The sequence below is a fragment of the Streptomyces sp. HD genome (assembly GCF_028369295.1).
Classification (GTDB): domain Bacteria; phylum Actinomycetota; class Actinomycetes; order Streptomycetales; family Streptomycetaceae; genus Streptomyces.
Map to the genome: position 1 here is coordinate 22,064 of NZ_JAQMYP010000054.1, position 14,062 is coordinate 36,125.

General features: G+C 67.7%; 14 protein-coding genes. 5 read left to right on the top strand and 9 right to left on the bottom strand.

What is annotated here, in order from left to right:
• Positions 1-58: 58 nt before the first annotated feature.
• Positions 59-1,225 carry a substrate-binding domain-containing protein gene (locus POF73_RS37125; protein ID WP_443049702.1) on the top strand — a complete coding sequence of 389 codons (1,167 nt, stop codon included), beginning with the start codon at positions 59-61 and terminating at the stop codon, positions 1,223-1,225.
• Between the two features lie 37 nt (positions 1,226-1,262).
• Here POF73_RS37125 and POF73_RS37130 read toward each other — a convergent pair whose 3' ends face one another.
• Together POF73_RS37130 and POF73_RS37135 are read right to left on the bottom strand one after the other, a co-directional pair.
• Positions 1,263-2,036, bottom strand: coding sequence for a hypothetical protein (locus POF73_RS37130; protein ID WP_272123667.1), 774 nt, complete (start codon positions 2,034-2,036; stop codon positions 1,263-1,265).
• An 86-nt stretch (positions 2,037-2,122) separates the two neighbouring features.
• A complete protein-coding gene (locus tag POF73_RS37135; RefSeq protein ID WP_272123669.1) occupies positions 2,123-2,524 on the bottom strand; it encodes a hypothetical protein in 402 nt (133 codons plus the stop codon).
• A gap of 523 nt (positions 2,525-3,047) precedes the next feature.
• Here POF73_RS37135 and POF73_RS37140 point away from each other — a divergent pair.
• Positions 3,048-4,283: an epoxide hydrolase family protein gene (locus POF73_RS37140; protein WP_272123671.1), complete on the top strand. Its 1,236-nt coding sequence runs from the start codon at positions 3,048-3,050 to the stop codon at positions 4,281-4,283.
• Positions 4,284-4,803: 520 nt separating this feature from the next.
• On the top strand, positions 4,804-5,028 hold the full coding sequence (locus POF73_RS37145) for a hypothetical protein (protein ID WP_272123673.1): 225 nt from the start codon (positions 4,804-4,806) through the stop codon (positions 5,026-5,028).
• Between the two features lie 178 nt (positions 5,029-5,206).
• Here the strand turns inward: POF73_RS37145 and POF73_RS37150 are convergent, their stop codons facing one another.
• Together POF73_RS37150 and POF73_RS37155 are read right to left on the bottom strand one after the other, a co-directional pair.
• Positions 5,207-5,896 (bottom strand): GAF and ANTAR domain-containing protein, encoded by a 690-nt coding sequence (locus POF73_RS37150; protein ID WP_272123675.1) that lies wholly within the window; start codon positions 5,894-5,896, stop codon positions 5,207-5,209.
• A 284-nt stretch (positions 5,897-6,180) separates the two neighbouring features.
• Positions 6,181-6,885 carry a DUF4328 domain-containing protein gene (locus POF73_RS37155; RefSeq protein ID WP_272123677.1) on the bottom strand — a complete coding sequence of 235 codons (705 nt, stop codon included), beginning with the start codon at positions 6,883-6,885 and terminating at the stop codon, positions 6,181-6,183.
• 208 nt (positions 6,886-7,093) lie between these two features.
• Between POF73_RS37155 and POF73_RS37160 the strand changes: the two genes are divergently transcribed.
• Positions 7,094-7,921 (top strand): class I SAM-dependent methyltransferase, encoded by an 828-nt coding sequence (locus POF73_RS37160; RefSeq protein WP_272123678.1) that lies wholly within the window; start codon positions 7,094-7,096, stop codon positions 7,919-7,921.
• A 163-nt stretch (positions 7,922-8,084) separates the two neighbouring features.
• Here the strand turns inward: POF73_RS37160 and POF73_RS37165 are convergent, their stop codons facing one another.
• Both POF73_RS37165 and POF73_RS37170 read right to left on the bottom strand, forming a co-directional pair.
• Positions 8,085-8,627 (bottom strand): BLIP family protein, encoded by a 543-nt coding sequence (locus POF73_RS37165; RefSeq protein ID WP_272123679.1) that lies wholly within the window; start codon positions 8,625-8,627, stop codon positions 8,085-8,087.
• A gap of 106 nt (positions 8,628-8,733) precedes the next feature.
• Entirely contained in the window at positions 8,734-9,393 is a 660-nt protein-coding gene (locus POF73_RS37170; RefSeq protein ID WP_272123681.1) for a nucleoside deaminase, read from the bottom strand.
• Positions 9,394-9,698: 305 nt separating this feature from the next.
• Between POF73_RS37170 and POF73_RS37175 the strand changes: the two genes are divergently transcribed.
• Positions 9,699-10,133: a VOC family protein gene (locus POF73_RS37175; protein ID WP_272123682.1), complete on the top strand. Its 435-nt coding sequence runs from the start codon at positions 9,699-9,701 to the stop codon at positions 10,131-10,133.
• Positions 10,134-10,619: 486 nt separating this feature from the next.
• Here POF73_RS37175 and POF73_RS37180 read toward each other — a convergent pair whose 3' ends face one another.
• The 3 genes from POF73_RS37180 to POF73_RS37190 form a co-directional block, all read right to left on the bottom strand.
• Entirely contained in the window at positions 10,620-11,408 is a 789-nt protein-coding gene (locus tag POF73_RS37180; RefSeq protein WP_443049704.1) for an MBL fold metallo-hydrolase, read from the bottom strand.
• A gap of 416 nt (positions 11,409-11,824) precedes the next feature.
• Positions 11,825-12,943 (bottom strand): fatty acid desaturase family protein, encoded by a 1,119-nt coding sequence (locus POF73_RS37185; protein ID WP_272123684.1) that lies wholly within the window; start codon positions 12,941-12,943, stop codon positions 11,825-11,827.
• 7 nt (positions 12,944-12,950) lie between these two features.
• Entirely contained in the window at positions 12,951-14,006 is a 1,056-nt protein-coding gene (locus tag POF73_RS37190) for a ferredoxin reductase (protein WP_272123685.1), read from the bottom strand.
• Positions 14,007-14,062 lie beyond the last annotated feature (56 nt).

Consider the following 14,062-nt stretch of genomic DNA (forward strand, 5'->3'; position numbering starts at 1 on the left):
GTTCACCACCTCCATGCCCGGCCGCATCCTCCCGCTCACGCCTCCGTGAGGAGCTCTCGTGCACAGCACTCGCAACGCCGCCACCGGCGTCCCCAGGGCCCGGCTCGCCACCTGCGTCCTGCTGCTCGCAACGGCAACGTTCCTCGCCGGCTGCGAACGCGGCTCGCAGAGCGGACCGGACGAGTCCACCCCGGGCCCGAACGGCTGTCCCGCGGTGCACGCCCATGCCCAGGCCATGGTCAGCCGGGCGGAACTGACGGACGTCTCATGGAACGGTCCGTCCAGCGGCCCCCCGGCGGTCTCCGGCAAGACCATCGTCTACGTCGCCCAGACCATGACCAATCCCGGAGTCGCCGGCGCCGCGGACGGGGTACGGGCGGCGGCGCGGGTCATCGGATGGAACGTCCGGGTGATCGACGGCGGCGGCACCCCGGCCGGCATCCAGGCGGCCATGAGCCAGGCCGTCGCCCTGCGGCCCTCGGGCATCGTGATCGGCGGCTTCGACCCCAACTCGACGCTCCAGCAGGTCTCAAGGGCCAACGCGGCACACATCCCGCTCATCGGCTGGCACGCCGTCGCCGCTCCCGGGCCCAGCCGGCAGCCCGAACTCTTCACCAACGTGACCACCCGCGTCGAGGACGTCGCCGACATCAGCGCGCAGTGGATCATCTCGAACTCGGGCGGCCACGCCGGAGTCGTGCTCATGACCGACGCCTCGATCCCCTTCGCGAAGTACAAGTCCGAGCTGATCAAGAAAGAGCTCGCCACCTGCCCGGGCGTGAAACTGCTGGCCTACGAGAACATCCCGATCCCCGACGCGAGCAGCCGCACCCCCCGGGTGATCGCCTCCCTCCTCTCCCGCTTCGGGACGGCCTGGACCCACTCCGTCGCCATCAACGACCTCTACTTCGCCGACGCGGCCCCCGCATTCCGCGCGGCCGGCAAGAAGGGCTCCGGCCCACCGTTCAACATCGGCGCAGGCGACGGCGACCGCTCCGCCTTCCAACGCATCAACAGCAGGCAGTACCAGGCCGCCACCGTGCCCGAGCCGCTGTCCCTCCAGGGCTGGCAGATCGTCGACGAATTCAACCGTGCCTTTTCCGCCCGCCCCGCCAGCGGATACGTGGCCCCCGTCCACATCACCACGGGCGACAACAGCCACGGGGCCACGGCCTGGGATCCATCGGGCTATCGGGAGGCGTACCGGAAGATCTGGGGGAAGTGAACACGTCCCGCGCCTTCGCCAAGCCTCCGGTGCAGGGTCAGCAGGAAGACGCCGGAACCGCTGTGGCGTGACCTCGGCCGTCGTCGCCGGGGACGGGCCGGGTGAAGCGGTAGCACTGGTCGACGGCCGTCTCCGAGCTTGAGACGAGGACGGAGACGGTCACCGTGTCCCCTTCCCGCACCACGTTCTTGACGTCGAAGGAACGCCGTCCGGTGGGGGCGAGCGCATCCTGCACCCCGGTGCGCGTCAAGTCCTCGGCGTACATGCCCGAGATGCGCGTCAGCGCCAGACGGACCCGGCCGCCGATCTCGGTGCTCGGACGGCATACGTCGTCGTCCCGCTCGGAAACCCTCGACGCCCACGCCTGGCCGGGGCGGTGGGTGAAGGTGAGGACGAGACACCAGGTCACCTCGACGGGCCCGCCACCAGGGAGCATGACCTCTTCGTCGTACGGGACGGACCTCGCGGCCGTGGCGGTGAACTCGTGGCGGGACGCGTCGTAGGTGATCACCGGGGCTTCGGAGCGCGTCCAGATCACGCCGGTGAGCGCGTCGGCATCCATGGAGTCGCTCGTGTTGAGCGCGTGGGCCGTGTCGTCCGCCGTGGCACGGGCCTGCTCCCAGATCGATGCGAGTGCCTTCTGCTCGCGCTCACGGTTGACGTTCCCGTCATGCCAGTGCCGGTACCACAACCAGGAGACGACGATGCCGAGAGCGACAGCCAACGCGATCAGGATGGTCAGGCAGCCGGTGGTCACGAGACGGTCCGCCCGCCTCGCGACCACCGCACCGCAGGGTCTGTCAGCTCCCACTGGCTTCCTTCATCCGTGTGTGCGCCCGGCCCCTTCCGGGAGGCCGGGCGCACGGTCACTGTGCGGCTCGTCGGCTGGTTCCGTGCTCAGTACTTGGGGTTCTTCTTCCAACTCCCGAACTTGCAGGTGTCTCCCGTACCCGTCTTGTCGTTCTGGCACACGGCGATGCGGATGCTGTGGAGCTTGTACGAGGTGATGTAGCGGTTGAGCGACTTGCTCTCGCCGCCGCCCTGCCGGCAGGTGTAGTCATAGAGGCGGCTGTCGCCGGTGATCACCTTGAACTGGCCGTGCTTCTTGATCTTGAACTGCAGGAAGGTGAAGGCGTCCCACCCGTCGCAGCTGGTGTCGTTGACGTAGACCTTGAACTTGCCGGTGCGGTTCTGCCCCTTCCACGTGAAGGTGGCGGACGCCCTGCCGATCCCACTCTTCTTCGCCGTCACCTTGGCCCGCGCCGCCCGTATCGCCTCGCCGTCCTGGGCCGAGGCCACGGAGGCGGCACCGGCGGTGTGGGCCCGGTGGCGGCCTGCGCCGCCGCCGTGCTCACACCGCCGCCGGTCGCGAGCAGGGTGGCGGCCCCTATGCCGATGAGGGCCTTTCGAGCGGAGTGCATGTGTGTTCCCCGTTCCGCACCGCAGTTGTGGGGCTGGTGCTCTTCCCCGTTGATGCGTACACGCTGGCGCGTGCCGGGGAAGGAGGACAGGACCTTCGGGCAGGGCCGAAACACGCGTCAGGGGGAGGCCGTGTTCGCCGGCCCCCCACACGAGTACACGGCGCTGCACCGACTCGGCGTGGGCCTCGACTTCTACGCACCACGTCGATATCAGCGACGGCTGGAGATTGGGCTGTGCAACGCCGCCCCGGGGAGGATGTGGAAACGTCCGATCGTCAGAGCTGTTGAGTGTCCGTGCCGGTGCCAGGGAGGTCGAGTCGCGGCGAAATGACCCGGCTCGCCGCCCAACCATCCAACAGGCCAACGACAACACTTCCCCCTACCTGGTGAGGAACCACCCCATGACCACCCCGCACACCTTCCCCCTGGAGCCCACACCTGTCCATGTGCCCGACGAGGTTCTCGATGACCTACGCACCCGTCTCACCCTGACCCGTCCGCCAGTGGACGAGGGGAACGGTGACTGGTCCTACGGCGTTCCGGACAGCTATCTGCGTGAGCTGGTCGCCCACTGGCGGGACGGCTACGACTGGCGCAAGGCCGAGTCCGCCATCAACGCCTACGAGCACTACCAGGTGAGCGTCGCCGGTGTCCCGGTGCACTTCATGCGCAAGCCCGGCAGCGGCCCCCGCCCGATCCCGTTGATCCTCACCCACGGCTGGCCGTGGACGTTCTGGCACTGGTCGAAAGTTGTCGACCCGCTGGCCGACCCGGCCGCGTTCGGCGGTGACCCCGCCGACGCGTTCGACGTCATCGTGCCGTCCCTGCCCGGCTTCGGATTCCCCGGCCCACTCACCGGCTTTCCGGACGTCAACTTCTGGAAGGTCTCCGACCTCTGGCACACCCTGATGACCGAGACCCTGGGATACGAGAAGTACGCCGCCGGGGGCTGCGACATCGGCGGGATCGTCTCCAGCCAACTGGCCCACAAGTACGCCGACAACCTGTACGGCATCCACATCGGCTCCGGGCTGCCGCTCGACTTCTTCACCGGCCCCCGCGCCTGGGACTTCGCCCGGAACCGGCCCCTCACCGACGACCAGCCCGCCGACGTCCGCGCCCGCATCATCGAACTGGACCACCGCTGGGCGTCCCACCTCGCCGTGCACATGCTCGACGGCGCCACCCTGGCCCACGGACTGAGCGACTCACCCGCCGGACTGCTCGCCTGGCTGCTGAAGCGCTGGGACGCCTGGAGCGACAACGGCGGCGACATCGAGTCCGTCTTCACCAAGGACGACCTGCTCACCCACGCCACGATCTACTGGGTGAACAACTCCATTGCCACGTCGATGCGTTACTACGCCAACGCCAACCGCTACCCCTGGGCCCCCACCCACGATCGCACCCCTGTCGTGCAGGCCCCGGTCGGCCTCACCTTCGTCACCTACGAGAACCCGCCCGGCATCCACACCGCCAACGAGCGCGTCCAGGCATTCGAGACCGGCCCGCTGGCCGACTGGTTCAACCACGTCAACGTCAACGCCCACGACCACGGCGGCCACTTCATCCCCTGGGAGAACCCCGACGCCTGGGTGAGCGACCTGCGCCGCACGTTCCACGGCCGCAGGCCCTGAACGACCCTGCGGGCTCGCAGCACCGAGGTCTCGGTGAGGATTTGCAGGAACTTCTTCGCCGGCCCGGCCGCAGCCCGGACTTCACCGGTGCCTGGCGGGCGGCGGCCGTGGTGGGGTGGCGGCGGTGGGCGTCGGAGTGCCTGGCCCACACCGATGATCCAGTGCTGCTGACAGGGGGCGAGTTCGCGTCGCAGTCGATCTTCCAGTTCGCGGCCGACTCCGTCGAGGCGTCGCGGCCGGCCGGGCGGGCTGGAGGATCACGCGGCGACGGTCGACGCGCAGGCGGTGGCGGCCATCGAGCCGATCGTCGGCGGCGCGCCCGATCGCTGTGGAACTGGCACAGGCCCAGCTCGGTTACCGACTGGCCGCCACCACACGGCCGTGATCCTTTGGCCCGCCTCGGATCGGTCCAAGCTCGACGGGGCGGTGGATCAGATCGCCTGGCGTACGGGATCGAAGGCTTCCGCACGAGGCACGGCGAGGCGTTTGCGGCCCAGGCGGTGCTGATCAGTCTGGGGTCATGCAGCGTGCCGCGCGGTTGGCCGACGTCGAGCTGGTCGACGTACTGACGCGGGACCGTGAGGTGGCCGAGCCGTTCGTGTCCCGCACTCTGGGTGACCAGGCGCTTGCGGACCGCACTCTTCGCCAGACCCTTCTGACCCATGTCCATGGCAGCTTCAGTTCGATTCGTACCGCCGCCCGTCTTTATGCGCGCCGCAATACCGTCGAGCGCCGCATTACCTGAAGGGTCTGAAGGAGGTGGGGTGCTCGCGGGCTGGACTGGGGTGGCGGTTCGGGTTGTGTGAATTCGGCGTGGGCGGGGACTTGGCGTTGAGGCCGGGTCGGCGGCGTTTCCCCTGGGGGCCGACTCGGTCAAGGCTCCTCTGGTTCTGACCGTGTGCCCGGGGGGCCGTTCCTTGTGGCTATGTGAGGCTGCCGTGTTCGCAGATCTGGCGGGCGACGTCGCGGAGTTTGATGTTGTTCTCCTGTGAGTAGCGACGTAGGACGTCGAAGGCCTGTTGTTCGGTGAGATCGTGGCTGCCCATGAGGATGCCCATGGCTTCCCCGATGATGTGGCGGGTGGCGACGGCATGTTCCATCTGGGCGTGAGTGCGGGCGGTGGAGAAGGCCACGGCGGCGTGGGAGGCGAGGAGCCAGCCGGCCAGTTCACTGGCTTCCGTGAACGCTCCGGGCCGACGGGAGTAGATGTTGAGTGCGCCGAGGTCTTCGTCCTCGGTGTAGAGGAGGAAGCCCATCATGCTGCCGATGCCGAGTTTCTGGGCCTCGGGGGCGAAGGAGGGCCAGCGGGATTGTTCGCGGGTGACGTCTGAGATGCGGAAGACGTGTTCGCCGGCTTTGGTGCGGGCGGCGTCGAAGCACGGTCCTTCGTGCAGCTGTTCCTGGAGCCGGTCGCTGTCTGTGACCAGTTGATGGGTGGGAGCGAGGCTCTGGACCTGTGTGCCGTGCAGTACGAGGATGCCGGCCGCGTCGCAGCCCTCGACCTGCTGGATGGCCGAGCCGGTGATGTGCTCCAGTGTGGTGCCGATGGTGTCCTCTGAGAGGAGTTCTCGTGCCATGGATGCCATCTGCTGTGCGAAGCGGGCCCAGTCCATCGTGTCCTCCACTTCGGTCGGCCTCGCTCAGGTCGCGCATCCAGCATTTCACGTGAGCGGGACGGTGCGTGGCGGGAAAGGCTGCCTCGCCTCAGTCCACCGCACGCCGCGACGCGCGGCCTGCCTGCGCTGCAGCACCTGGCGACGCACTGGTTCGAGGGCCGGCCGGGTGCACACCTTGGAGTGGGTCGCGGTGGCGATGATCGCGGCGTTCGGCGGCGCCGGTCTCGCGGTGGGCGAGCCGACACCGCCGCGGTTCGGTCACGCGATCCGGCGGACGCGCCTCAGGCCGGGTGAACCGGTGAATCGCCGTACGGCACAGTTCCGTGGAGGTGTCGCTCCTGTACGGCGGTGAGAGCGCGGACGACGAGGATGCCGGCCGCGGCGGCGCCGATGACGGCAGCGTCCGAGACGAACAGCATCCACGGGTCCGTGTAGGCGCGGGCGATGAGCTGGTCCGTGTCGTCGCCGTACATCAGGCCCACCCCGCTGAACAGCCCGATCAGCCACAGGCCCCACCACACGTTCAGGGAGACCGGCAGCCGCTGGCCCGGGGCGCTGTCCTGGTGGGCGTCCGCGATGATGCTGCGCGGGATCCACAGGTTGGCGATGGGGATCAACCAGCCTGCGTAGAGCCAGAAACCGGAGTACCGCGGCTTGTGTCCGGAGAGGGCGCGCGCGTTGTCCCGCACGTTGTCCAGCCAGAGCAGGAACACGATCGCGCAGATCAGTACGGCGGCACCGCCCACCGCGCTGACCAAGTGGTACGAGTTCTCCAGCGAGGTCAGCGGCCGGTGCACGCCCTCGCCCTGGTCCGGCGGCCCGGAGGCGGGTTCCCCTGTCACGGCGAGTCGAATCTCCCAGACTGCCCGTACGGCCCAGAGCGCGCCGGCTAGGGCGAGGCTGATGACCGCGAGCCGGGCCATGCCGCGGACGGGGCGCAGGGCGGGGGCCGGGGCGGGTATGGGGGGTGTTGTGTGGTCGTTCACCGGGGCATCTTCGCCGACGACGAGCACCGGCCGCCAGGCTGACATGCCCGGACAGCGGGAGCCTTCACTCCTCGTTTACACCTCGTGCAGGTGCGAGATGCGGTCGCAGGCCCCGTGCGACAGGTCCGACAGGGGCTGCGGATCTGCTCACCAGAGCCGATCCAGGTTCGCGGACTCGGAACCGTCGGACGGGTCTTAGTGTGCCGCCATGCGCGATGACACGCCTGACGAGACGCGCCGTGGCCGCCTGAGCCGGACCTTCGACGAGGACGCGGAGCTGTACGACCGGGCCAGGCCCGGGTATCCGCCGGAGCTGTTCGACGACCTCGCCGATGTGGCCGGCACCAGTCCCGGCTGCCGTGTCCTTGAGGTGGGGGCGGGTACCGGCAAGGCAACGTTGCCTCTCGCTGAGCGCGGTTACCGGATCACCGCCGTCGAGCTGGGCTCCGGTATGGCCGGCGTCGCCCGGCGCAACCTGGCCGGGTTCGAAGCGGTGGAGATCGTGACGGCGGACTTCGAGACCTGGCCGCTGCCGCAGGAGCCGTTCGATGCGGTCGTCTCGGCGACGGCGTTCCATTGGATCGATCCGGCGGTGCGGATGGCGAAAGCCGCCGACGCGCTGCGGCCCGGTGGTGCCCTCGCCGTGGTCGCCACCCAGCATGTGGCGGGTGGCAGCGAACAGTTCTTCGTCGAGGTCCAGGACTGCTACGAGCGTTTCGATCCGGCAACACCTCCGGGGCTGCGGCTTCCTGCCGCCGAGGACGTCGACACCTCGGATCACACGGAGGAGGTCGCACGCAGCGGCCGGTTCGGCCCTGTCGTCTTCCGGCGCTACGAGTGGGACCTGACATACACCACGGCGGCATACCTGGAGGTGCTGCGGACCTACTCCGGCCACCGGGCGCTGCTGCCGGAGGCCAGGGAGGGACTGCTGGGGTGCATCGCCGGCCAGATCGACCGGCGATACGGAGGCCGGATCACCAAGCGGTACCTCACGGAACTGCGGGTGTCGCGAACGCCCCACATTCTTCGGTAGGGCCCAACGACCAACCACCGGGGGCGGCCCCCCCGGGGCGTCGGTGCGTCCGTGTCCGGGTCAGGGGGTCATGTATGTGGCTGTCTCTGGGGTGCGGTTGCCTTCGCCCCGCTTCGTGTCCGGTTTCTTATTTCGTTCTTGGTCCTTTTGTTGTCTATCTTTGTCAGAGGTCGGATTTGCTCCAGGTGAGGGTGCCGTCGGTGAATTGGAATCGGGCGGAGGGTGCAAAGAGGCCCGTGGTGGCGGTGCAGTAGTGGAGGACCTTGTGTCCGTTGGTGGCGGGCCAATTGGGGTAGGACTCGTCGCCCACCGCGCATGAGTCCGGTGACACCACTCCCCATAGTTGTGCTTCGGTCATGCCCAGGTGTGTGCGGTTGTACTGGGCGGTGGTGATGGACGGTTTCTTGGCTACGTGCAGCTGCTCTTGGAATTTGCGGTAGACCTTTCCGTCGGTGGTGAAGTTGAAGCCACCGTAGGGCGGGTAGTCCGCTGATTCGGCGCGGCAGCTCATACTGGTGGCGCTCACGGTGCAACCGGGGGAGTCGCCGGTGATTGCGAGGACTTCGGTTTTCGTCATGCCGAAGTGGATGCTGTCGTACTGCTCGACGGTGAACCACGGTTCCGTGGCTCCCGCGCTGCCGGCTGTGCCGACGGCTGCCATTGTGGCCGCTGCCATTGCGGCTGCCGCGCTGCGGATGCTCAGCATGAAAGGTTGGTTCCCCTCTGTCGGTGCCCTGCCGTTCTAGGCTGTCGGGGGTCCATCCTCACTGCGCGTCCTCTTGCGGTGGTCTCGGTCTGCCCCTGGGCTGCTCTCAGGAAGGTGCGCCGACAGGGGACGTGTCCGTGTGCCGGTCGCGTAGTTGCTGTGCTTGCTCGAACAGGCGTCTTGTGTGGTCTGCGAGTACCCCTCCCAGCATTAGTTCGGGGTGGTAGAAGGAGCGTGCGCGGGCGGCGACTTCCTGTGCGGGCAGGGCGATCTGGCCGATTCCGGTGCGGCGGATTTCTTCGATCGAGCTTGCCCAGACGACGCGCCGCAGATCGGCCCAGGCCATGGCGCTCATGCACATCGGGCAGGGTTCGCCGGTGGTGTAGAGGGTGGTGCGGGTCCAGCCCTGGTTGCCGTGGCGGCGTACGTAGTCGTTCATGGCCACGATTTCGCCGTGCAGCACTGGGCTGTCTGCTCCGGAGTTGACCCCGCCTGCCAGTACCTCACCGGTACGGCTGTCGACGATCACGGCGCCGAACGGCCACTCGGGATTGTTCCGGGCCTGTTCGATGGCCAGCCACATGAACCGCTCATGGCCGGCGCGGCCGCTGTCGCTGGTTTGCGGACCTGACGCGGTGTTCGTGCCGCCGTCCGGGCTTGGGTGGGTGTGGTGCTTCTGATGCGGTTCCCGGGGAGGTAAGGGCAGCGTCCCGATGCCGGCTGCTGCTGCCCATTTACCGAGGAACTCACGTCTGCCTGACTCCATATGTGTCCTCTCACTGACTGCGGGCGGATCCTTCCGGCGGTCATGCCATCACGGGACGTCCCCGGTCGGGCGCGGGCTCATGCGCCCCGAAGGCCTACGCCACCCCTTGGCATGGCAACGCAGCAAGAACACTCTTCGACTCTCCTGGCGAACGCCCCTCGCGAAGCCCTTGCTGAATCAGCCCCTGCTGTATCGGCAGCTGGCGGCCGGCGGGCTGTTGTCGGGAAGTGCGGGGTTGTTGTTCCGGCAACTTGTGGGTCTGTGTAGGGAGATGGGGTGCTGCGTCGTCCTGTTATGGTGCGCCGATGTCAGTGATCAGGAAGTTTCAGGTTGCCTTCGACTGTGCTGAGCCTGAGCGTGTCGCTCGGTTTTGGTGTGAGGTGCTGGGGTATGTCGTTCCGCCGCCGCCGGATGGGTTCGCGACGTGGGACGAGTTCAAGGCTTCCCAGCCGTCCGAGGATCAGGGTTCGTGGTTTGTGTGTGGTGATCCCTCGGGTGTGGGTCCGCGGTTGTACTTCCAGCGTGTTCCGGAGGGAAAGGTCGTCAAGAACCGGGTGCATCTCGATGTGCGGGTCGGTACCGGGCTCGTGGGTGAGGAGCGTCTGGCTGTGCTTGAGGCCGAGTGCGCGCGGCTGGTCGAGCTCGGTGCGGTGCGGGTGGGGCTGCTGACTGCTGATGGTGTCAATGAGTCGTGCATCGTGTTGCAGGACGTCGAGGGCAACGAGTTCTGTCTCGACTGAGTGCTCCTCCCGGCCGGCGAGGCGTTCGGCCGGCGCAGGCCCGGTGCGCTGATTGCCTCCGGCCCACGGACGGGGGTGGTTCCGCTTGGAGGGGGGAGAGCCGGGCGGGCCGGGCGCTGGGGTGGGCGGGACCTGTGTCGTCGGTGTCGCGGCTGGATGCGCAGGCAATGATGTCGCGGTACGGCGGCGAGGTCCCGCCGGTGGAGGCACTGCTGAGCGATTGTGGCTCAGAAGGCGTATAGCGCCGCCTCTTGGGTTCGGCATGCTGTTCATCGACCGTGTTGTGTCGATGTCACGTGGCGGCCGGCTGCGGTACTGCCACTACGTCGGCCACCACGTGACGTCGCGGCCGTCTGGGACGGGAGGTGGCTGTCGGGGGTGTCGACGTCGTCGGATGGCTTGGCGTGCGGAGCGTGCGGGCATGCCTCGGTGAGCAGCTGCTGTTCAGCGGTGCGGGAGCTCGGCTGTCCCGCCGCAGGACTGCGGTCAGTTGAACGGGGTGATCGTCTCGTACGGCTTCTGGAAACGCACGGGGGTGCCGGACTCGGCGCTTCTGCGGTCGAGCAGTTCCTTGGTCTTGGCGAAGTTGTCCAGGACTCGCGGCATGGGACGCAGCTTCTTGTTCAGTGGCCGTCCGAAGTCGTCCCAGTGCACGGGGATGATGAGGTCGGGGCGGGTGGCCTCGACGGTGTGGTGCCAGTAGTCGTTCTGGAACTGTGCGGGCTGCGCGCCCAGGGCACCGATGCCGAGGTAGAGCAGATCGACGTCCAGGCGATCGAACTGGTTCGGGACGAAGTTGGCGCTCGGGTGGACCAGGATCGTGCCGGTCGGGTGCTCAAGGAGGAAGGAGTAGCAGCCGCCGGTGCGGTAGGCACTGGCCTTGGCCGGTGGTACGAGCGGCTCGTCGATCGTGCCGGGGTATCTGTCACCCGGGCTGTGCGCCCCTTCGAAGACCCGGACCGTGAAGTCCCCGAAGGCGTACGTGTCACCGTCGCCGATACGCGTCATCGACTGTTCGCCCAAACCGGCTCCGCGGCCGACGTTCACCGTCGACTCCGAGCCGTACAGCACACCGCCGACGCGCTTGACGATCTCGGGGGAGTCCATGACGTGGTCGTGGTGGGAATGGGCCACGAACAGTGCGTCGAGATGCTCGATGCCGCCTCGGGACAGGGCGTCGCAGATGCGTCCGAGGTCGGGTGCGATGGGCCGCCCCAGAGCGACTCGCAGCAACGACGGCCTGGTGAAGAAGCCGTCGATGAGAATCCCGGACACACCGTCAGTGACGTGTACGGAGGACGTTCCGAAGAAGGTTGATCGAACAGACGATGCAGCGGCGGCCATCGACCGAGGCTACCTCCGCGAGACCATCAGGAGATCTTCGCCTGCCTGGGTGTCACCGAGATCATGCTTCAGAGCAAGACCCTCGATCAGGAAGCTCGCCGCTGCACCTGGGCACTGGTCTCCGAAACGCTCGGGATGAGGCCCCAATGGGGACCGGCGCCTCCTCCACGGCCCCTGTACGGGGCCGTGGAGGCCGAACGAACCCAGAACGTGAGAACGAGACGGCCGCGGACGCCGCCGGCCTCGAAACGGCGGTGTGCCTCGGCCGCCTCGGAGGCCGGGTACAGATCTCACCGAACCCGGCGGTGTCGCCGGTACGGCCGAAAGATCCGAACCAATACCGGGAATCAGGCCGCGACGAGCTCCTGCTCGCGGGCCGGCGTTGTGACCTTGGGCTTCTTGTTCGGCAGCGAGAGCCGGAAGACCTTGTGCCACGCGGAGAACACCTGCTTGGGCAGCGGCCCGGTGACGTACTCCAGCTCGTACTTTTCGAACAACGCGCGCACCTTCACCGCGACCTCGGCGTACCGGTTGCTAGGCAGGTCCGGGAACAGGTGGTGCTCGATCTGGTGCGACAGGTTGCCGGTCATGAAGTGCATGGCCTTGCTGCCGCTGATGTTCGCCGAGCCCATCATCTGGCGCAGGTACCACTGGCCGCGCGTCTCGCCCTTGATCGACCGGCGCTCGAAGACCTGTACGCCCTCGGGGAAGTGCCCGCACATGATCACCGAGTGGGACCAGATGTTGCGGACCAGGTTCGCGGTGAACGTGGCGGCGAGCGTGGGGAGGAACGACGGGCCCGACAGCAGCGGGTGGATCACGTAGTCCTTGAGCACCTGCTTGCGGATCTTGCGGCCCACGGCCTTGGCCCGCGCGCGGAACTCCGGGTTCTTGCGGCGGCGCTTGTGCAGGTTCTTGCCGAGCTCCAGGTCGTACGCTGCGATGCCGTACTCGAAGAAGCAGGCGTTGATGAAGTTCCACAGCGGCTGGCCGAGGTGGAAGGGGTGCCACTTCTGGTCCTCGTCGACGCGCATGATGCCGTAGCCGAGGTCGTTGTCCTTGCCGATCACGTTGGTGTACGTGTGGTGCAGCTCGTTGTGCGAGTGCTTCCACTGGTCGGCCGGGGAGACGTGATCCCACTCCCAGGTGGTGGAGTGGATCTTCGGGTCCCGCATCCAGTCCCACTGGCCGTGCAGGATGTTATGGCCGATCTCCATGTTGTCCATGATCTTCGCCACGGACAGACCGGCCGTGCCGATCAGCCACGCGGGCGGGAAGATCGAGAACAGCAGCACGCCCCTGCTGACCAGCTCCAGCTTGCGCTGCGCCGAAATGACCTTACGGATGTAGGCGGCGTCTTTCTCGCCGCGGCCGGCGATCACCTCGTCGCGGATCGCGTCCAGCTCGCGGCCGAGCTCCTCGATCTGCTCCGCGGTCAGGTGGGAGGTGGGGTCGATGGCGGTCAAGGTGCTCCTACCGGTCGATGTCGCAGGGGCCCGCCGCGGCGGACACACAGGTCTGGATGAGGACGCCCGGCTCGGCCTCGGTGATCTCGCCGGTGCGCAGGTCGCGGACGGCGCCCGCCTTGAGCGGCGTGACGCAGCCGAAGCAGATGCCCATGCGGCACCCGGAGGGCATGAGCACGCCGGCCTCCTCGCCGACGTCCAGCAACGGCGTGGCGCCGTCCGCGTCGACGGTCTTGCCGGTGGCGCTGAACGTGACTTCGCCGCCGTCACCGGCGACTACGATGCTGGGGCGGAACCGTTCGGTGTGCAGACGCTCTGGGACGCCGTGCTCGCTCCAGTGCTTTTCGGCGGCGTCGAGCAGGCCCGCGGGCCCGCAGGCCCAGGTCTCTCGCTCGGTCCAGTCGGGCACGAGTTCGTCGAGACGGGCGATGTCGAGCATGCCGTCGGTGTCGGTGTGCACCTCGGTGAGCTGCAGCTTCTTGTCCGCGACGAGGTCGTGCAGTTCGTTGCGGAAGATCACGTCTTGCGGCTGTGGCGCGCAGTGGACCATGACGACGTCGTTGAACTCGGTGTCGCGCAGCATGCCCATCACGGGCGTGATGCCGCTGCCGGCCGTCAGGTAGAGCACCTTGGCGGGTTTGGCCTGCGGCAGCACGAAGTCGCCGGTCGCCTGGTCGAGCTGGATCAGCGTGCCCGGTTTCGCCCTGCGGACCAGGTGGTTGCTGACCTTGCCGTCCGGGATCGCCTTCACGGTGATCGTGAGGCGGCCGTCCCGGCGGTTTGCCGGTGAGGTGACCGAGTAGGCACGCCACAGGCGCACCCCGTCGACGTCGACGCCGATCCGCACGTACTGACCGGCCGTGTGGCCGCGCCAGCCGCGTCCAGGCCTGATCACGATGGTCGCGGCGTCACCCGTCTCAGGGTGCACGGCCTCGATGCGCCCACGTAGGTCAGCGCCCGCACGCAGCGGGCTGACCAGGTCGAGGTAGTCCGACGGCAGCAGCGGTGTCGTGACCATCTCCAGCAGTTTCCACGCCCTACTGCGGAGGGCTGCACTCGTCATGACTCCAGCTTGCTGTGTCGCAAGGCGTAAAGTCCTGACCGCAGGACGTAAATCTG